We start from the raw sequence: 17,216 nt of genomic DNA, 5'->3' as shown, positions 1-17,216 counted from the left end.
CTACGTAGGGAATCAGACTCGCACCCTCTTGACCAGTCACTACTCAGACAGGCTCCTAGCAGCCCTACTCAGCCGCGCGACCGAGTCCGTCGCCTCCAGGACCGGCGATATGATCGGAGGCCTGCTCAACGCGACCCTGGGCAATCTGACCGAGCTGGTGATCGCGCTGACGGCGCTGCGCGCGGGTCAGTACGTGCTGGTGAAGGCCTCGATCGTGGGAGCGATCGTGACAAATAGCCTCTTCATGCTGGGCGCCGCATTCCTGATCGGCGGCCTCCGATACCATGTCCAGGAATACAATCGGAACACGGCGCGCCTGCAGGCCAGCCTCCTGTTCCTGGCAACGGTCGCGATCATGATCCCCTCGCTGCTCGCCAGTGCGGATGCCATGACAAGCGTGGCGTTCATGGGCTCCCTCAGCGTCGCCTTGTCCGTGCTGCTCATCCTGGTCTACGGCCTGGGCCTGGTGTTCTCGCTGAAGACGCATCGCGAACTCTTCGCCACCACGGAGCAGCATGACGCGCATCATGGGCCGGAGTGGCCGCTGGCTCTGGCGCTAGCAACGCTTGCGGTGGTTACGCTGCTTGTCGCGCTCGTCAGCGAGGTGTTCGTCGAATCAGTTCAGCAGGCGGCGGTCGCGCTCGGGATGACACCGGCCTTTGTCGGAGTCATCATCGTGGCCCTGGTCGGCGGAGCCGCGGAGATGGTTTCGGCATTCTCTGCCGCGAGCAAGAACCGGCTGGATCTGAGTGTCGGCATCGCCCTAGGAAGCGCGGCGCAGATCGCACTGTTCGTCGCCCCCGTCCTCGTGCTGGTCAGCTACTTGATCGGCCCGAAGCCGATGGACCTGCAGTTCTGGGGCGGCGCGGTCGCCATGATGCTGATCGCCGTAATGACCGCCTCCCTCGTCACGGGCGCCGGACGCTCGGCGTGGTTCGGCGGGGCGTTGATCGTGGCCGTGTACATCATCTTTGCCATGACCCTGTATCTGCTGCCGCCGCGAACGTAAGCCCGCACGCGCCGCCCCCGGGGGTGCCGCTCTACCGGAAATTGGGCCGCACCCCTGCACACACTTCATACAGCGTTCGGTAACGCCTCGTTAACCCTGTCAGCCTTAGGGTCGTGAGGGGCGCCGAAAGGCCGGTGGTCGGGTTGCGGTGATGTCATTTGCACAGAAGAAAACTACGGTCGTCCCGGCCGCTGAGGAGCGCCGGCGCTTTCAGCGCGTGAAGGTGCACCTGCTCGGCCGCTACATGCTGCCCGACCGGCGCGAGTTTCCCTGCCAGATCATCAATATGTCGCCCGGCGGCCTCGCGCTGCTGGCGCCCGGCATCGGCAATGTCGGCGATCGCGTGATCGCCTATCTCGACCATATCGGCCGCGTCGAAGGCCGCATCACCCGCATCATCGACAATGGTTTTGCGATGACGGTCGGCGCGACCGCCCGCAAGCGCGACAAGCTCGCCGCCCAGCTCACCTGGCTCGCCAACCGCGACATCCTCAACCTGCCCGAGGATCGCCGCCACGACCGCATCGTGCCGCGCAACCCGATCGCCCTGCTGACGCAGGAGGACGGTACGCGGATGACCTGCCGGATCATCGACCTGTCGCTGTCGGGTGCCGCCATCGCCGCCGAGAACCGCCCGCCGCTGAAGTCGCTCGTCATGCTCGGCCGGGTGCAGGCCCGCGTGGTGCGAAACGTCGAGGAAGGTTTTGCGCTCGAGTTCGTTCACGAGCAGGTTGCGGAAACGCTCGAAGAGAGCGTTACCGCCAGGTAAAGCGGCAGGCCGCTCAAACCCCTGATTTTCAGCCCTCGAAGGCGGCCTCCGGCATCCCGGACGCCGCCTTCGACGCGTTTGGCCCCGGCGTTTCGCGGTTAACGGCGGGAACTTTTGCGGCAACAAACCGCGCTGCGACAGCGCTCGCCGCGTTAATGCATAAAATTTGATTCAATAGCAGTCGTATCAAATTTTACGCGAATTTGACTCAAGTATAGATCGAATTCGCTGCGGCTTTTAGCAGTATTCGCGTCAAATCTACTTTGCCTACTTAGCGGCGGTGCAAAACCTTTCTGGCAAAAGTGGTCCCAACAAGAAGAACGGGGGCCACAATGTTTGGGTTCAGGGGACAGGGGAAAGGATTGGCGGTTGCCGCCATCCTGTTTGCGACTTGCGTGTCGGCGAAGGCCGGCGACGTGCTCTACGCCAGCCTGGGGGACACCACGCGTTCGCCGATCGGCTGGGTCGAATTCTGCGCCGAGAATCCGGGCGAATGCCGCAGCGGCGCGACGCAACCACGCGACATCGTGTTGTCGCAGATCGCTTGGCGCGACCTCGTGCGGGTCAACAAGTGGGTCAACGAACAGATCAAGCCGATGACCGACATGGATCATTGGGGCGTGATCGAGAAATGGTCGTTGCCGACCGACGGCTACGGCGACTGCGAGGACTACGTGCTCCTGAAGCGCAAGATGCTGATGGATGCCGGCTGGCCGCGCGAGGCGCTGTTGATCACGGTCGTCCGCGACAAGAAAGGCGAAGGCCACGCGGTGCTGACGGTGAAGACCGACAAGGGCGAGTTCGTGCTCGACAACCAGAACGAGAACGTCGTCGCCTGGACCGAGACCGGCTACCGCTTCGTCAAGCGGCAGTCGCAGAGCGATCCCAATGTGTGGGTCTCGCTCGGAGACACACGGCCCGCCGTTTCAACGGCAAGCTCGCGCTGAGCAGAGGATTTTTCGAACCCGCGACCCGGTCACATCCCCACCCCTCCCCGTCCCAGACCGGTTCGCGCGCGGCCACCCTTCCCCCAAAGGGTGGCCGCAACCATTTTGGCGAACGGCTTTCGCGAGCCGCTACTTTCCTGCCCTGAAGGCATCGAAGATCTGGACGCAGACCGGCCCGGCCCTGCTGCACCAGGCCTGCTCGACCGATGCGGCCCGCGCCTTCAGCGCCGCGACGACCGGCGCGGGGTTGGAATCGATCGTGACGCCGCTGCTGCGCAGGCGCTCATGGTTTTCCTGCAGCCGGGTTGCCAGCGCCGACCATAAGTCCGTCTCGGTTTGGCGGCCGGCGGAATCCACGGCGTCCCTCAAATCCGAACTCAGGCTGTCGTATGCGGACTGGTTCAACGTCGCGACCGACATCGGCAGCGAATAGGTGATCTCACTGAAATACGGGAGAAACTCCCACAGCCTGCGGCCGGCGCCGCCGTCTCCCGACGACAACACCGCATTGATGCTGCCGTCGGCCAGTCTCGGCGGGGTGTCCGCGAAGCTGATCGCCGTCGCCCTGGCGCCGGCACCGGCGAAGACCTCGCTCGATACCTTGTCGTAGGTGCGGATCGAGAGGCCCGATAGATCGGCGGCGGTCCTGAGCGGCGATTTCGACCAAATGCCGGAGGGCGGCCATGGCGTCAAATAGAGCAGCCGCTGGCCTTTCCTCTGCAAGGCGGCGGCGAGGTACGGCCGCGCGAGGTTCGCAAGGCGCCTTGCGTCGGCGACCGACCCCACCAGGAACGGCAGCGATGGCAACCCGAAGATCGGGTCTTCCGCTTCAAGCGCGCCGGCGAACGCATCACCTGCCTGGACCTTGCCCTCTGCGACGGCGGCAAGCATTCCAGCCGATCGGATCCCTGCGGCGGCATCGAAGCTTGGTTTGATCTGGATTTTTCTCTCGCTGAGTTCACTGAGGCGTTGCGCAAAAGTCGCGACGCCGAGTGCTGGCATCGTGTTCTGCGGGTATTCCGTCGGCATGTTCCAAACGGTCTGGGCGGACACCGCCCCCGGATGCGCCAGCGCCAGCGTGCAGGCGAAGATGTAAGCCGGTCGCACCCTTCCTCCTGTTCTCAGCAGTCGCCCACAACCGCGTCGTCAGCCGATCGGCGTCGCCGTCAGTCAGGCCTTGCTGTTCGGCCGCCCGATCGACGAGATGATTCACGAGATGAGATCACACGGAGCCATGTCCCGCCAGCATCGTCCTCGGGCTGAGATTGCCTCGGCGTGCATGGCGGCCTCAATCGACGCCAATCGAACTTGCGAAAGACCGCCGAGTGGATCAGCTTGATTTGACGCAGGCGATGGCCCGATTGATCCCCGGCGTTGAGGATGGAGCCGTGACATGCCCATCAGACCGCTCGAAATCACCGAAATGGACTTGATGCGCGCCCGTCGGATCGAACGCGCATGGACACCATTCAAACGGTTCTCCGACGACGATGCCGAACTCATCGTGAGGGCAATTGCGCAAGGCATCGCGATCGGCCGCAAGCAAGGCCTCGAGTTGGTGATGGCTTTGAACGACTGCCCCGCGCGGGGGACGTGAGGTTCGCGACCAATCCCGGATCGGGCCGCTCCGAGGAGGATTCATCGTGGGTCAATCAGAGATCGACGCCATCCGCACGCTGCTCGCGGCAAAGCCGCGGCCGGTCGGCTGGGCGGAGCGCCGCCAGCGGCTGGACGAGGTCGGATCGACCTGGACGGTGGCACCCGACGTCAGGTGCGAGGCGGTCGATTGCGATGGCGTCGCCGGCGAATGGTCGCTTGCACCGGACAGTGAGCGACTTCGCGTGCTGCTGTACTTCCATGGCGGAGGCTATTGCTCCGGCTCGATTATCAGCCATCGCCGGATGGTCACCGAAGCCGGCCGCTCGGCGCAAATGCGCACGCTTGCGATCGACTATCGCCGCGCGCCGGAACATCCCTATCCCGCAGCACACGAGGATACGCTGACGACGTGGCGCTTCCTGCGCAGCCGAGGGATCGCGGCCAACCACATTGCGGTCGGCGGCGACTCCGCCGGCGGCAATCTCACGCTGTCCCTGATTAACCGCTTGCGTGCGGCCGGCGAGCCCCTGCCCGCCTGCGCCTGGCTGGTCTCGCCTTGGACCGATCTGACCATGTCGGGCGCCAGCCTCGCGAGCAAGGACGCCGTCGATCCGATCATCCACGCGTCCTATCTCGAGGAGCTCGCCGAGGCCTATGTGCCCCACATGATGGACCGCCGGGATCCGCTTGTCTCGCCGTTGTTCGGCGATCTCGCCGGGCTCCCGCCGCTGCTGATCCAGGTCGGCTCGGCCGAGACGTTGCTCGACGATGCGACCCGGCTCGCGGTACGTGCCGGTGCCGCCGATGTCGATGTGACGCTCCAGGTCTGGCCGCACATGATCCACGCCTGGCCGGTGTGGAATGCTGCCCTGTCCGACGGCCGGCGCGCGTTGGAGGAGGCTGGGCGCTTTATCCGCGGGCACATCCGCTAGTCGCATTGCGCACTCCAATCAACCCCCAAACTGATCCAGAAATCGCGATTTTGCGGCGAATCCCCTGCAATTCCGCCCGGGCATCGCGAATCCTGGGTTTTGGCCCCGCCCAGGTTGTGCTAAGCGGAACCTTTCCATTTATGTCCGGTTCTGGTCGCATGATCGAGTTCGCCCCCCGGAATTCGCAAGCCAGCGCAGGCATCGGCGTGATGCCGATTGCGATCGGCGCGGTGGCGCTGGTGCTTGTCTTGCTCGGGATCGGTTCGATCACGCTGTGGCGCGCCTACACCGGCAACGCTCCCGAGTCCGATCGCGTGGTCGCCGCCCGCCAGTTGCAGGCGCGCGCGGCGCAGGCCTCCGAGGCGCTGGTCGAGAAGACCAAGGGCCTCGAGGCGACCCAGCAGGAATCGATCGATCAGTTGCAGCTGGTCCAGGACCAGCTGCAGACGATGCGCCGGCAGCTCGCCGCCCAACAGGCCGATAACAAGAAGCTCTCCGAGCAGGTCGCGGCGCTGACCGAAGCGGTCGCCGGGCTGCGGCAATCCTTCGCCAGCACGCAAGCCAACGATCAGGCCGCGGAGCCGTCGCCGCGCAAGCGCTCGAAGGCGACGCGGACCTCCCACCGCAAGCGCAGCCGATCGCGCGGCTAAAGCATGATCCGGAAAAGTGTGAAGCGGTTTTCCGAAAAGATCATGCTCAAACAAGAAGCTAAAGCGCGATGACGATTCAACCCAATCTCATCGCGCTTTAGCGGCCGGCCTACCCCTGCCGGGGTCTCTGCCGGCCAGCTACCAGACAAAGGTCGGGGAATCGGTTTCGCGGTAATCGCGCGTCAGCACCTCGCCGCGGGCGTTGGTGACCGTCATGTGCTTTAGCCGGCCGCTCGGATAGTAGGTGTAGTGGTGCTCGAAAAACACCTTGCCGCGCAGCATCTTGACGTCCCGGATCAGCCGGTTCTCGGCATCGAAATAGCCGACCAGGTAGGCCGACCCGCGCGCCGCCCGCGCGTCGGCCTCCTCCTTGCTGATCCGGTCGACCAGGCGGAGCGGCAGGCCGTAGCCGTCCCAGCTGCCAAAATACTCCACCGGGTCGTGCTTACGCTCGCGCAGGCGGCGCCAAGCGACCCGGGCAACGAGCCCGGCGAACAGCACGACCAACAGCCCAATCAGCACGGTCATCGGGTGAACAACCTGCCAGGCGGCAACGACTGCAAATCAGTCGCGCCTCCAAGGGCTTACGTTCAAGACAGGCTCCGGCTGGGCCGGGCCGGCCCAGAGCGACCGCCCGCTAGCGTGAATTAATCCGGGCTTTGTGAACTGGATCACATATGCCCCTTCGAATCCGAGTCATGGTTCCCGCTACCGGATGGCGTGAGCCGATTTCAATATCCGGGGCTGGCAAGGTCGTTGACGGTATACTGCGTCGACGGCCTTGTTTTTTGTTCAGATGGTTGCGCCCGGACGCCGGCGGCGGCATCAAGGCGGCGCGATGCAACCGCTGCGCCAAACGACCATCTCAGATTGTGAAGAGCTGAACGTGTAGCCGATGGGACCAGCGGCTGCCTTTGCTTGCTGAAGGGCGCTCCCGAGCGCCCTTCACTTGAAGCGTTTTCTTCGCGCCAATGGATGATGGCGCTGGAATCAGATGCAGGTATGGCTCAAAAAATACGGCGCGCTGGCCTGAGCGTGCTTCTCCGCTGGACCACACATTGATGAAAGCACGCAGCGCAAGCTGCGCGCTTTTGCATGCGGCGCGCGAAAGCGGGGCGACGCCGTTCGCCTAACGCTAGCTGACGCGATCGCGCAGGAAGCGGCCGTGCTTGAGTTGCAACCGCGCAAGTGTCGGCTCGAGCTCCCAGAACATCCAGACGAGCGCGGTCCCGAGGCCAAAAACAACACCCATGAACAGCAATGTCAGATCGGGAATCGTCATCATCTTTGTATCCTCTGCAATCCCACCCGATCGGATCCGGATCGGGCTTTGCCTTCGGGTTTGACGCATTCACGCGGAAACCACCGCAGCACGATGCAAGGCACATACCAGCGAACTGGCGGGTGATATGACGGCCTCGGCGGAGAACGCACCGAGGCCGCACCAGTCGCACCGAAGCAACAAGATCAACGATCAAATCAACCAGCTCTGCGCCGCGCAGGAGACTCAGTTGCAGACCTGCACGGGCCGAACCCGCCAGCCATACGGCGTCATCACGCTGCGACGGACGATGTAGCAACCGCCATCGCCATAATAGTAGCCATCATCGTAGCCGTAATTGGCGTAGTACGGATAGCCGTAGTAGTCGTCATAGTAGCCGTATCCGTAGGGATAGCCGTAGGCCGCATAGCCCAGGCCGAGGCCGATCGCTGCAGCCGCAAACGGGAAGCCGCGGCGATGGAAGCCGCCGTGCCATCCACGCCAGCCGCCACCTGCCCATCCGCCACGGAACGCTCCGCCGCTGATCGCCGCAGTGCGGAAGCCGCCACCGCCCATCGCCGCGCTTGCGCCACGAAAACCGGACCCGCCGGCAAAACCTCCGCCACGGAAGCCGCCAAAGCCGCCGCCGTGAAAGCCACCACCGCCGTGGAAGCCGCCGCCGCCAAAACCGCCGCGGGCCGAGGCGGCATCGACCGTGAGCAGGCTGACCGCCGCCGCCGCCATCAAGACGACCATCGCCTTACGCAACATCTCCCGTCCTCCTCATCGCCAATGAGTGTCCGACGCGTCCTGCGTCAGGACGTGCAATCCAATGTAAGGCGGTCTCGTGTCCCCTGCGCGGTATGTCGCACTCACTTCTGCGCGACAGCGCGTGCCAACAGGCCGTCCGCTCGAAAGTCTAGCAGCCGCGGCAGATGCCTTTCAGGCGACCGTCGACGGCCTTGTTCTCGTTGGCGATGGCCTCATCGACGCTCTTCGAGCTTGCCGTACCGGTCGTGACGCCTTCGCCGCGGTTCAGCGCCGGCCCTGCGGGTTGCGCCGTGCCGGCACTGTTGGTGCCAGGCGGTGGAGGCGATGTCATCGTACTCGAGATGCCCGACGAGGGGCCGCCGGTCGGGGCATTGCCGGCTCCTTGGGCGGAGGCAGAAAGCGGCGCCAGCAGAATCGAGATTGTCGCGAGCGCGGCCGTAGCGGATAATTTGCGTGTCGGAATTCTCCTTGCGGACGTCAACGACACCACAAGGCAGCAGTTCCGTTCGGCATGGGAGCAATGACGCTTGCGCAAGCTGATCGAGTTCGACGACGACACGTTCGACAAGCTGAAACAGCTTGGGCGTGACCGGATGGCCACGCTTCAGGAACTGGCCGACGAAGCCTTCGCCGATCTCCTGAAGAAGCATGGCATTCCGATCGACCTGAAGGATGCCCTGCGCAAGAGCGCAAGGCTGCGGGACGCAGCGACGCCGGCACGCGCGGCGCCAAGCGGCGCGAGCCGGAAGAGTGGACGAAAATAGTCGGCCTCGAGCAATTTCGGTTCTGATTGAAACAGAACCGAAGCTCTAGGTTCTAGTTTTGACGCGTTTTCTTCACGCGAACCGGCATCCACTTCGCTCGAAAACGCTTTAGCCGATCTTCTTCAGCCCAGCTTTGTATTGCGGCCCCCGGATCGCGTAGGACTTGGCAGGCCTGGCCATCGCCTCGATCTGGGCCGCGTCGAGCGTGCGGACCACGCGCGCAGGCGCGCCGATGATCAGGGAATATTCCGGATATTCCTTGCCCTCGGTGATGATGGCACCGGCGCCGACGACGCTGCCGCGCCTGATGCGCGCGCCGTTCATCACGATCGATCCCATCCCGATCAGCACGCCGTCCTCCAGCGTGCAACCATGAACGATCGCATTGTGGCCGATGGTGACGTCCTTGCCGATGGTGAGCGGAAAGCCGGGATCGACATGCAGGGTCGAATTGTCCTGGACGTTGGAGCCTTCGCCGATTTCGATCCACTCGTTGTCGCCGCGCAGCACCGCGCCGAACCAGACGCTGGCCGACCGCGCGAGGCGGACCTTGCCGATCACAGCGGCGGTGTCAGCGATGAAGTAGTTGCCGTCAGCGGGAAGATCGGGGGCCTGACCGTCGAGCTCGTAGATCGCCATGGAAGTCTCCTTGTGACGGAGACCTAAGCACAGCGGCTAACGTGGTTTCAAGCGAGAGGGATCATGATCCGCTACGGATCATGATCGGATCAGGCGAGCACGCCGGCCGCGCGCAACGTCATCAGGAAGAAGGTCCCGGACATCAGGCTCCAGAAGCCGGCGATGATCGTCGCCATCATCACGAATTCGAACCGGCGACGCTCGATGCGCGCGCCGCGGAGCGTATTGCGCATGATGATGAAAGGCGCGGCGAAAACCAGGAACGGTACCGCGGCGAAGGTCCGCGCCGCCACCCCCTGCTGCAGCAGGCCAAATCCGGCCGGGCGCTCCGCCATGACCTGATAGCCGCTGGCGAGCGCGCCGGCGAAGGCGAAGCCGATGCAAAGCGAGAACAGGGAATTCAAGGTATCGGGCGTCATCGGAACTTTCGCTACGCAACAAACGGGTCCCAGCTTTCGCAAAATTGGCGGTCGACCGCCACAGCATCCTTAAGAAAGGGTTAATCGGCCTGCCCGGCGGCTGGGTTTGCGCATGGCTCGCCGCCGCGCGATTCCACTGAAATCATACGGAAATCGGCCGGACGCGTGGCATATTCGACTGATGATTCGGCTTGTTTCGACCTGATCCAACGCTTTCATTCATGACGCTCCTTTCGACGGCCCAGCACCTCGCCCGCGACACGCGCCGCAATCCGCGCGCCCATCTGGTCCCGATATCAATCGCCGGCGCCATGACGGCCGGCGCGATCGCGCTCGTCGCCTATCTGTTGTGGCCGACCTATACGACCGTTCCCCCGAGTGACCCGTCGCGGCTGCCGGTCAGCGTCGGCGGTACGCTATTCAACGTGCCGACGTCGGCGGTGCGGATGAAGATCCAGCGCCATTCCGGGCCGCAGGAGCGCGTCGATCTCGGCTTCCTCTATCCCTCGCTTGAGGCGCCGGCCGCGCCCAAGCACTACAGCGCCGACACGATCGACGACAAGGTGCAGCCGATCGACCGGATCTTCGTGTCGATCGCGGCGCATCGCGATTCACTGGCACCGGACATGCGCCTGCGCACGATCTATCCGCGCTATCTCGACCAGACCTCGTCAGTCGACGACGGTCTGACGACGCGCGCGTTTCGCGACGGCTCGCCCTATAGCGGCGAGGACTTGTTTACGGCGACCGAGCCTGTGCTCACCGCGCGCTGCACGCGCGACACCTCGACGCCCGGCATGTGCCTGAGCGAGCGGCGGATCGAAGGCGCCGATCTGACGTTCCGCTTTCCGCGAAGCTGGCTTGCGCAGTGGCGCGATCTCGCCACCGCGATGGATCGCCTCGCCGCGCAAATGCACAGCGCGAAAGGATAGTCTCCGTCGTCGTTGCGAGGTTTGTAGAGTCGGCAAAGCGAAGCGTGCCCACCACAGCGAGCGAAGTGTTGACGGTGGGCACGGCGCTACGCGCCTTTGCCCACCCTACCGCACCGCGAGCTTACTCGCTGAGATCCTCTTCCAGGATCGCCATCTGGAACTGGAACGAGCGATCATCGTCCTCGTCATCGACGAACAGCACGCCGATGAACTCCTCGCCGATATAGACCTCGGCCGAGTCGTCCTTCTTCGGCCGCGGCACCACGCGGATCTTGGGATTGCCGAATACGCGCTTGAGATAGGCGTCGAGCTTCCTGACTTCCTGAACGTCCACGGCAGTCTCCAATCGGGTCGATGATTTTTCCGGGAGGTTTTAGGACGAGACGACGGAGATCGCCAGAGCCTTTTCGGGCTCGGGCGATCGGAAATCAGCGCAAGTTTGTTAGGGTCAGAAGATCAAGTAAAATCAAAGCCCGATCGCGTTGAGCATCTGGTCCATGGTGCGCGACGGCTCGGCACAGCCGGCCTCGCCGACGATCTTGGCGGGCACGCCCGCGACCGTGACGTTGTGCGGCACCGGCTTGACCACGACCGAGCCTGCCGCGATGCGCGCGCAATGGCCGACCTCGATGTTGCCGAGAATCTTCGCACCCGCCCCGATCATCACGCCATGGCGGATCTTGGGGTGACGGTCCTCGTTCTCCTTGCCGGTGCCGCCGAGCGTGACACCGTGCAGGATCGAGACGTCGTCCTCGATGACGGCGGTCTCGCCGCAGACGAAGCCGGTGGCGTGATCGAGGAAGATGCCGCGGCCGATCTTCGCCGCCGGATTGATGTCGGTCTGGAACACCGCCGAGGAGCGGCTCTGTAGGTAATTGGCAAAATCCTTGCGCCCCTTGTTGTAGAGCCAGTGCGCGAGGCGATGGGTCTGCAGCGCGTGGAAGCCCTTGAAATAGAGCAAGGGATCGATGAAGCGCGAGGTCGCGGGATCGCGGTCATAGACGGCGACAAGGTCGGCGCGGAAGGCGTTGCCGAGATCGGGCTCGTCGCGCAGCGCCTCGTCATAGGCCTGGCGGATCAAATCGCCCGACAGCGCCGAATGGTCGAGGCGCTCGGCGAGGCGATGGACCACGGCATCTTCCAGGCGGTCGTGATGCAGGACCGTTGCATAGATGAAGGACGCGAGTTCGGGCTCGCGCCGGACAATGTCCTCCGCTTCGCCGCGCACGCGATCCCAGATCGGATCGAGTGCCGCAATCTTGCCCCCCTGCGGATTGACCTGATGAACTGCCATAGGCTGCTCTCGCCATTCGATGGTTTCGTTGTGCGTTATAGCACGGCGGATCGATCGCGTCCCCGGAAGGCTCGGTACCGTAAACCCCAGCCGAATGCCTCCCAGCGGGCGTCCCAAGCAGGTGGTCGGAGTTTTGCCGAAATCAAGCCGCCCCCCTGCAACTATTGGCGGATTTCGCCCCGGCCGTGGTTTTGGGCATGGTCGGCCCAAAATCGGGGGCAAGACCATCACCACGCAGATCCTACGGGCGCGCCTGACCGAGACACGGTCGGTCTGGATCGCCACCATTGCCATCCCCCTGCTCCTGCTCGCGCCGGCCTTCTGGAACGGCTATCCGCTGCTTCAATGGGATACCGGCGGCTACCTGGCACGCTGGTATGAGGGGTACCTGGTGCCGAGCCGTTCCACGGTGTTCGGCCTCTATCTGCATGCCGGCGAGGATTCGAGCTTCTGGCTCAATCTCGGCATCCAGGCGCTGGCGACGTTGTGGATCCTGCAATTGACGCTGCGCGTGTTCGGCATGGCCCGCCCGGTCAGGCTGGTCGGGCTAGGCCTGGTGCTGATCCTCACCACTGCGCTACCGTGGCTCGCGAGCATGCTCCTGACCGACATCTTCGCCGGGCTGTCGGTGCTCGCGCTGTGGATCCTCGTCCTGCATGGCGAGAAGATCCCGACGATCGAAAGATGCGCGCTGTTCGCCTTCATCGCCTTCGCGGCGGCGACGCACAGCGCGACGCTCGCCGTACTGCTCGGCCTGTGCTGCGTCGGATGGGTCGCGCGCCCGCTGCTGCGCCCGATGATCCCGGTTGCCGGCCTCCTGCAGGGTAGCCTCACCATCGTCGCCGGCGCGATCATGCTGCTGTCGGCGAATATTGCGCTGTCGGGGCAGTTCGCCTGGACGCCCGGCGGCACCGGCGTCGCCTTCGGCCGCATGCTGCAGGATGGCATCGTCACGCAATATCTGCACGACCACTGCCCGCGCGAAAAGTTGAAGCTCTGCCCCTATCGCAATGAACTGCCGGCGACCGCCGACGCGTTCCTGTGGGGCAACAGCATGTTCAACACGCTCGGCCGCTTCGCCGGCATGAACGACGAGATGGGTTACATCGTGCGCCGCTCGCTCGCCGAATATCCGGCCTGGCAGGCCGAGGCGGCGCTTGTCGCGACCGCGCAGCAGCTCGTGCACGTCGCGACCGGCGAAGGCACCAATGGCTGGATCCCCCATACCTACGGCATCATCGAGCGCTACATCCCCGCGCAGCTGAAGCCGATGCGTGCGGCACATCAGCAGCGCTGGCAGCTCGATTTCACCGCCATCAACCGCATCCACGTCCCGGTCGCGCTGGCCTCGATGCTCCTGGTCGCGATCCTGTTCGGCCGCGGCCTGTGGCGGCGGCGCTTCGACGACATCACGCTGCTCGCGGGTGCCGTCACGCTGACCTTGCTCGGCAACGCCTTCGTCTGCGGCGTCATCTCCGGGCCGCACGATCGCTACGGCGCGCGCCTGGCCTGGGTCGCAACCTTCGTGGTGCTGATCGCGGCCGCAAAAGCCTTCGGTCGGCGTGAGGCGGACGAACTACGGTCGGCGTGACAGGAAGTCCGCGACGCCGGTCTTGTAGACCTTGTCGCCGACCGCCCGCATGTGATCGCGGTTCGGGATGTCGAGCACTTCCGCGCCCGGAATGATCGCGCCCAGCGCCGACGCCGAGCCCGCGATCTCGTCCTTGCTGCCGACCGCGATCAACACGGGCACGCGAATCCCGCTTGCCTCCTCGCGCGTCATCAGCCGCCGCGAGCCGCGCAGGCAGGCGGCGAGCGCAACCCGGTCGGAGCGGGTCTGGTCGGCGAAGGCGCGGAAGGTGCGTCCCACGGGATCGGTGACATCCTCGAGCGACGGCGCCTCCAGCGCGGTCGCGACATTCTCGCCGGGACCACCGCCCTCGATCAGCCCGATGCCGATGCCGCCGAGGATCGCCGAGCGCAGCCGCTCCGGCGCCTCGCGTGCAAGGATCGCCGTCATCCGCGAGCCCAGCGAATAGCCCATCACATCGGCACGCGGAATCCTGAGATGATCCATCAGTGCGATGACGTCGCTTGCCATGGTCGCGATCTCGTATTGCGCGGGATCGTAGAGCTTGGCGGATTCGCCGTGACCGCGATTGTCGAGCGCGATGACGCGTCGGCCGGCCTTGACGAGTTCCGACACCCAGGTCGGATAGATCCAGTTGACGTTCTTGCTCGAGGCAAAACCGTGCACCAGCACGATCGGCTCGCCGCCGCCCTCGTCGATGTAGGCAATTTCAACGTCGCCGTGGAGAAAACTCGGCATCATCTCTTCCGTTGCTGTTGGGAGATTGGGATTGGCGATCGACAGGCGATCGCAAGCTTAGCCTTACAAGATTAGCCTTGGATGGCGGAGCCCGCCAGCGCGGCCTCGGCCGCGATCTGCTTCTCCAGCCGCCGCGCCTTGCTGCGTCTGAGCCACGCCATGGTGGCGCGCTCGGTGGTCGCCTTGATCGACGACAGGAAGCCGAACAGCGTGAGCAGTGCGCCGAACAGCCACATCGCCAGGTCGAACACGCCGGTCGCGAGCAACAGCGCACTGCGGCCAAGGATTTTCAGGATCGCACGGGTCTGGCCGCCCTTGGCCTCGGCGATCCGCGCCGCGCGCGCGATCTCCTTCGGATTCTCTGCGACCTTCAGCGTGTCGCGCGCGGCGCGCAGACCTGCCGCTTCTCCGACACGTCCGACATCCTTGGCGACGCGAACCAGCGCGCCGGCTTTCTCCGCGCGGAATGCAGCGCGGATCGCGCTCGCAGTCTTCGTCGGCCGCAACACCGAGCCTGCGGCCACCGCCTCGCGCAGCATCGGTCCGTCGACGACCTCGCGCGTCGAACGCCCGGCCCACGCGACCAGCCCCTCGCTCAGCCGTCCCGCCTTCCGCGTATCCTTGACGAGTGTCAGGCCGGCGCGCAGCGGCCCGGCACCGCCGACCGACACATATGTCGCCGCGGTCACCGCGAGCCCGGCCGCAGCGAGCCCGAGCACGAGATGATCGGTGTCCTCGCCCATCGCGAGATGCTTGCCTTCGCGCACGACGTCCCTGACGTCGCCGAACACAAAGAGATCGCCCGCGACCGTGCCCGAGAGGCTCGCAAGATCGTCGGCGTTGCCGGTCACGAGGCCTGCGGCAAAGCCTTTGGCGAATTGCGTGGTGGAACCTGCCTCGGCGACCGCGTCACTGACGCGCCTTGCGACATCATCGCCGAGCGCGATGTTCCTCTCACGCGCGAGCTCGACAAAACTTGCCGCGAGATCGGCATCATCAGCTGCGAATGCGGCCTCGATGTTGTCCGAAATCAACGTCGTGTTGTTCCGCAGGGCAGAATTGACCCTGACATCGGCAAGCGCGGCGGGATCATCCTGCGCCGCGAGCCAGATACCGGCGTCGCGCGCATGCGGCCAGACAGCCACGCCCATGGCAACGCTTGCTGCCATGCCAGCCACCGCAATCCCGAGGCGCACCCGGCTCATGCCGCGAAAATCCTCCAGTTTAATTCGCCTTGGAAATAGTGTGCCGTTTTTGCGACACAACGGCTCCGACCAAAGGAGGGCTTCTCTGGGACGACAAGATTGTGTCGAATTTGCATGAGCACATGAGCGGTCGGGGCCACTTGGAATCACCTGTTCCCGCCAGTATGGTGCGCCGCATTTCGCGATGACGCCATGCCGTTGATTGCGTCTGTCCGTCGTTGCCATCCAAGGTGAGATTATGTCCGACCACGTCGTCCCGCACTTCCACAACGATGCCGGTGTCTCGGTGATCGAGATTGGCTCGCAGGAGTTCATGTGCGTGGGCGCCAACCCGCCCTTCGACCACCCGCACGTGTTCCTCGATCTTGGCAACGACAACGAGATTATCTGCCCGTATTGCTCGACGCTTTATCGCTTCGCGCCCGACCTCGGCGCCGGCGAAGCGCGTCCGCCGGAATGCGTCCTGAAGGACAAGGTCGCCTGACCGTTCCGTGGCGCTGACGCGAACCGTCATCGTAGCGGGCGCCGGGATCGGAGGACTGACCGCTTCGCTTGCGCTCGCCGCGCAGGGTTTTCGCGTCGTCGTCCTGGAAAAGGCCGAGCGGCTCGAGGAAGCCGGCGCCGGCATCCAGCTCTCCCCTAATGCCAGCCGCATCCTGGTTGAGCTCGGGCTCAAGGACCGCCTCAGCCCGCGCGCGGTGACGCCGCAGTCCGTCAACATCATGAGCGCGCGGGCCAGCGGCGAGATCGCGCGCCTGCCGCTCGGCGAGGCCGCGGCCTTTCGCGCCGGCGCGCCCTACTGGGTGATCCATCGCGCCGACCTGCAGGCGGCGCTGCTCGCTGCGGTCAACGACAATCCCGACATCGACCTGCGCCTCGGCTGCCAGTTCGAGGACGTGACCAAGCATGCCAGGGGGCTGACGGTGGTGCAGCGCCGCGGCAATGCACGGCAGCAGGAACTTGCGGTGGCGCTGATCGGCGCCGATGGCATCTGGTCTTCGGTGCGCGGGCACTTGTTCCCGGATCTGCGGCCGCAATTCTCCGGTCTGATCGCCTGGCGCGGCACGCTGGAGGCCACCTCCCTGCCGCGTGAATATACCGCGCCGCGCGTGCAGCTCTGGATGGGACCGAACGCGCATCTCGTCGCCTATCCGATCTCGGCCGGGCGTCAGATCAACGTCGTCGCCATCGTATCCGGCGCCTGGAACCGGCCGGGCTGGAGCGAACCGGGCGACGCCAACGAGATCAAGGACGCGTTTGCGACCTCACGCTGGCCATCGACGGCGCGGATGCTGATCGGCGCGGTCGACGACTGGCGCAAATGGGCGCTGTTCACCCTGCCCGATATCGGCGCGTGGAACGAAGGCGCGGTGGCGCTGCTCGGCGACGCCGCACATGCGATGCTGCCGTTTGCCGCCCAGGGTGCCGGCATGGCGATCGAGGACGCCGCCGTACTGGCAAAAGCCTTGAGCGACAGCAGCGGCGAAGACATCTCCGGCATTCCCGCCGCGCTGAAACGTTACGCGCGGATGCGGCGCGCGCGCGTCGTGAAGGTGCAGCGGCTGGCCCGGCAGCAGGGCCGCATCTACCACTTGACGGGACCGGCCGCGCTCGCGCGCGATCTCGCCATCCGCGCGATGGGACCCGCGCGCATGCTGGCGCGGCAGGACTGGATCTACGACTGGCGGGCGTAACG

General features: G+C 64.8%; 22 protein-coding genes. 11 read left to right on the top strand and 11 right to left on the bottom strand.

The features are described 5' to 3' along the window. The 3 genes from cax to ACFFWD_RS14780 form a co-directional block, all read left to right on the top strand. A partial coding sequence (cax, locus tag ACFFWD_RS14790; protein WP_376966249.1) for a calcium/proton exchanger occupies positions 1 to 1,009 on the top strand: 1,009 nt, incomplete at its 5' end. A gap of 151 nt (positions 1,010 to 1,160) precedes the next feature. Next, entirely contained in the window at positions 1,161 to 1,778 is a 618-nt protein-coding gene (locus tag ACFFWD_RS14785; RefSeq protein WP_376966247.1) for a PilZ domain-containing protein, read from the top strand. A gap of 332 nt (positions 1,779 to 2,110) precedes the next feature. Then, a complete protein-coding gene (locus tag ACFFWD_RS14780) occupies positions 2,111 to 2,725 on the top strand; it encodes a transglutaminase-like cysteine peptidase (protein WP_376966245.1) in 615 nt (204 codons plus the stop codon). 129 nt (positions 2,726 to 2,854) lie between these two features. Here the strand turns inward: ACFFWD_RS14780 and ACFFWD_RS14775 are convergent, their stop codons facing one another. Next, entirely contained in the window at positions 2,855 to 3,832 is a 978-nt protein-coding gene (locus ACFFWD_RS14775) for a TRAP transporter substrate-binding protein (protein ID WP_376966244.1), read from the bottom strand. 286 nt (positions 3,833 to 4,118) lie between these two features. Between ACFFWD_RS14775 and ACFFWD_RS14770 the strand changes: the two genes are divergently transcribed. The 3 genes from ACFFWD_RS14770 (at position 4,119) to ACFFWD_RS14760 (ending at position 5,906) form a co-directional block, all read left to right on the top strand. Beyond that, complete coding sequence (locus tag ACFFWD_RS14770) at positions 4,119 to 4,322, top strand: hypothetical protein (RefSeq protein ID WP_376966242.1); 204 nt, start codon at positions 4,119 to 4,121, stop codon at positions 4,320 to 4,322. 46 nt (positions 4,323 to 4,368) lie between these two features. After that, positions 4,369 to 5,256: an alpha/beta hydrolase gene (locus tag ACFFWD_RS14765; protein ID WP_376966240.1), complete on the top strand. Its 888-nt coding sequence runs from the start codon at positions 4,369 to 4,371 to the stop codon at positions 5,254 to 5,256. 158 nt (positions 5,257 to 5,414) lie between these two features. Beyond that, on the top strand, positions 5,415 to 5,906 hold the full coding sequence (locus tag ACFFWD_RS14760; RefSeq protein WP_376966238.1) for a hypothetical protein: 492 nt from the start codon (positions 5,415 to 5,417) through the stop codon (positions 5,904 to 5,906). Positions 5,907 to 6,044: 138 nt separating this feature from the next. Here ACFFWD_RS14760 and ACFFWD_RS14755 read toward each other — a convergent pair whose 3' ends face one another. The 4 genes from ACFFWD_RS14755 to ACFFWD_RS14740 all read right to left on the bottom strand — a co-directional run bounded on the left by ACFFWD_RS14755 (position 6,045) and on the right by ACFFWD_RS14740 (position 8,269). Beyond that, positions 6,045 to 6,434, bottom strand: a complete 390-nt coding sequence (locus tag ACFFWD_RS14755; protein WP_376966236.1) for a DUF6156 family protein — start codon at positions 6,432 to 6,434, stop codon at positions 6,045 to 6,047. Positions 6,435 to 7,041: 607 nt separating this feature from the next. Continuing rightward, complete coding sequence (locus tag ACFFWD_RS14750; protein WP_376966234.1) at positions 7,042 to 7,191, bottom strand: hypothetical protein; 150 nt, start codon at positions 7,189 to 7,191, stop codon at positions 7,042 to 7,044. 222 nt (positions 7,192 to 7,413) lie between these two features. Further along, the gene (locus ACFFWD_RS14745; protein ID WP_376966232.1) at positions 7,414 to 7,938 is read right to left on the bottom strand and encodes a hypothetical protein; all 525 of its coding nucleotides are present in this window, start codon (positions 7,936 to 7,938) and stop codon (positions 7,414 to 7,416) included. Positions 7,939 to 8,086: 148 nt separating this feature from the next. After that, positions 8,087 to 8,269, bottom strand: coding sequence for a hypothetical protein (locus ACFFWD_RS14740; RefSeq protein ID WP_376966230.1), 183 nt, complete (start codon positions 8,267 to 8,269; stop codon positions 8,087 to 8,089). 196 nt (positions 8,270 to 8,465) lie between these two features. Between ACFFWD_RS14740 and ACFFWD_RS14735 the strand changes: the two genes are divergently transcribed. After that, positions 8,466 to 8,702: a hypothetical protein gene (locus tag ACFFWD_RS14735; protein WP_376966228.1), complete on the top strand. Its 237-nt coding sequence runs from the start codon at positions 8,466 to 8,468 to the stop codon at positions 8,700 to 8,702. Between the two features lie 108 nt (positions 8,703 to 8,810). Here ACFFWD_RS14735 and ACFFWD_RS14730 read toward each other — a convergent pair whose 3' ends face one another. Next, positions 8,811 to 9,341: a gamma carbonic anhydrase family protein gene (locus ACFFWD_RS14730; protein ID WP_376966226.1), complete on the bottom strand. Its 531-nt coding sequence runs from the start codon at positions 9,339 to 9,341 to the stop codon at positions 8,811 to 8,813. Positions 9,342 to 9,430: 89 nt separating this feature from the next. Next, on the bottom strand, positions 9,431 to 9,760 hold the full coding sequence (locus ACFFWD_RS14725; RefSeq protein WP_376966224.1) for a DUF6949 family protein: 330 nt from the start codon (positions 9,758 to 9,760) through the stop codon (positions 9,431 to 9,433). Positions 9,761 to 9,981: 221 nt separating this feature from the next. Here ACFFWD_RS14725 and ACFFWD_RS14720 point away from each other — a divergent pair, with 221 nt between their 5' ends. Then, positions 9,982 to 10,692 (top strand): hypothetical protein, encoded by a 711-nt coding sequence (locus tag ACFFWD_RS14720; RefSeq protein ID WP_376966222.1) that lies wholly within the window; start codon positions 9,982 to 9,984, stop codon positions 10,690 to 10,692. Positions 10,693 to 10,813: 121 nt separating this feature from the next. Here ACFFWD_RS14720 and ACFFWD_RS14715 read toward each other — a convergent pair whose 3' ends face one another. Both ACFFWD_RS14715 and cysE read right to left on the bottom strand, forming a co-directional pair. Further along, positions 10,814 to 11,026 carry a DUF3126 family protein gene (locus ACFFWD_RS14715; protein ID WP_376966220.1) on the bottom strand — a complete coding sequence of 71 codons (213 nt, stop codon included), beginning with the start codon at positions 11,024 to 11,026 and terminating at the stop codon, positions 10,814 to 10,816. A gap of 132 nt (positions 11,027 to 11,158) precedes the next feature. After that, a complete protein-coding gene (gene cysE, locus ACFFWD_RS14710; RefSeq protein ID WP_376966218.1) occupies positions 11,159 to 11,986 on the bottom strand; it encodes a serine O-acetyltransferase in 828 nt (275 codons plus the stop codon). Positions 11,987 to 12,197: 211 nt separating this feature from the next. On the opposite strand from cysE, the gene ACFFWD_RS14705 reads away from it, so the two are divergent. Then, entirely contained in the window at positions 12,198 to 13,577 is a 1,380-nt protein-coding gene (locus ACFFWD_RS14705; RefSeq protein WP_376966263.1) for a hypothetical protein, read from the top strand. Here ACFFWD_RS14705 and ACFFWD_RS14700 read toward each other — a convergent pair. Continuing rightward, positions 13,563 to 14,315 (bottom strand): alpha/beta fold hydrolase, encoded by a 753-nt coding sequence (locus tag ACFFWD_RS14700; protein ID WP_376966216.1) that lies wholly within the window; start codon positions 14,313 to 14,315, stop codon positions 13,563 to 13,565. The two genes, ACFFWD_RS14705 and ACFFWD_RS14700, sit on opposite strands and share 15 nt — an antisense overlap. A gap of 71 nt (positions 14,316 to 14,386) precedes the next feature. Then, on the bottom strand, positions 14,387 to 15,520 hold the full coding sequence (locus tag ACFFWD_RS14695) for a hypothetical protein (RefSeq protein WP_376966214.1): 1,134 nt from the start codon (positions 15,518 to 15,520) through the stop codon (positions 14,387 to 14,389). 238 nt (positions 15,521 to 15,758) lie between these two features. Here ACFFWD_RS14695 and ACFFWD_RS14690 point away from each other — a divergent pair, with 238 nt between their 5' ends. Both ACFFWD_RS14690 and ACFFWD_RS14685 read left to right on the top strand, forming a co-directional pair. Next, positions 15,759 to 16,004, top strand: coding sequence for a zinc-finger domain-containing protein (locus tag ACFFWD_RS14690; RefSeq protein WP_044541387.1), 246 nt, complete (start codon positions 15,759 to 15,761; stop codon positions 16,002 to 16,004). 7 nt (positions 16,005 to 16,011) lie between these two features. Beyond that, positions 16,012 to 17,214, top strand: a complete 1,203-nt coding sequence (locus ACFFWD_RS14685; protein ID WP_376966211.1) for an FAD-dependent monooxygenase — start codon at positions 16,012 to 16,014, stop codon at positions 17,212 to 17,214. Positions 17,215 to 17,216: the final 2 nt, after the last annotated feature.

The organism is Bradyrhizobium erythrophlei, from assembly GCF_042430365.1.
GTDB lineage: Bacteria > Pseudomonadota > Alphaproteobacteria > Rhizobiales > Xanthobacteraceae > Bradyrhizobium > Bradyrhizobium erythrophlei.
This window is presented reverse-complemented; position numbering and strand designations above follow the sequence as displayed.

What these genes read in the sequence shown, in the direction of transcription:
- ACFFWD_RS14780 (WP_376966245.1), top strand. Translation starts at nt 2,111, where the DNA reads ATGTTTGGGTTCAGGGGACAGGGGAAAGGATTGGCGGTTGCCGCCATC.
- ACFFWD_RS14770 (WP_376966242.1), top strand. Translation starts at nt 4,119, where the DNA reads ATGCCCATCAGACCGCTCGAAATCACCGAAATGGACTTGATGCGCGCC.
- cysE (WP_376966218.1), bottom strand. Translation starts at nt 11,986, where the DNA reads ATGGCAGTTCATCAGGTCAATCCGCAGGGGGGCAAGATTGCGGCACTC.
- ACFFWD_RS14695 (WP_376966214.1), bottom strand. Translation starts at nt 15,520, where the DNA reads ATGAGCCGGGTGCGCCTCGGGATTGCGGTGGCTGGCATGGCAGCAAGC.
- ACFFWD_RS14700 (WP_376966216.1), bottom strand. Translation starts at nt 14,315, where the DNA reads ATGCCGAGTTTTCTCCACGGCGACGTTGAAATTGCCTACATCGACGAG.
- ACFFWD_RS14750 (WP_376966234.1), bottom strand. Translation starts at nt 7,191, where the DNA reads ATGATGACGATTCCCGATCTGACATTGCTGTTCATGGGTGTTGTTTTT.
- ACFFWD_RS14760 (WP_376966238.1), top strand. Translation starts at nt 5,415, where the DNA reads ATGATCGAGTTCGCCCCCCGGAATTCGCAAGCCAGCGCAGGCATCGGC.
- ACFFWD_RS14725 (WP_376966224.1), bottom strand. Translation starts at nt 9,760, where the DNA reads ATGACGCCCGATACCTTGAATTCCCTGTTCTCGCTTTGCATCGGCTTC.
- ACFFWD_RS14730 (WP_376966226.1), bottom strand. Translation starts at nt 9,341, where the DNA reads ATGGCGATCTACGAGCTCGACGGTCAGGCCCCCGATCTTCCCGCTGAC.
- ACFFWD_RS14785 (WP_376966247.1), top strand. Translation starts at nt 1,161, where the DNA reads ATGTCATTTGCACAGAAGAAAACTACGGTCGTCCCGGCCGCTGAGGAG.
- ACFFWD_RS14740 (WP_376966230.1), bottom strand. Translation starts at nt 8,269, where the DNA reads ATGACATCGCCTCCACCGCCTGGCACCAACAGTGCCGGCACGGCGCAA.
- ACFFWD_RS14690 (WP_044541387.1), top strand. Translation starts at nt 15,759, where the DNA reads ATGTCCGACCACGTCGTCCCGCACTTCCACAACGATGCCGGTGTCTCG.
- ACFFWD_RS14720 (WP_376966222.1), top strand. Translation starts at nt 9,982, where the DNA reads ATGACGCTCCTTTCGACGGCCCAGCACCTCGCCCGCGACACGCGCCGC.
- ACFFWD_RS14755 (WP_376966236.1), bottom strand. Translation starts at nt 6,434, where the DNA reads ATGACCGTGCTGATTGGGCTGTTGGTCGTGCTGTTCGCCGGGCTCGTT.
- ACFFWD_RS14745 (WP_376966232.1), bottom strand. Translation starts at nt 7,938, where the DNA reads ATGTTGCGTAAGGCGATGGTCGTCTTGATGGCGGCGGCGGCGGTCAGC.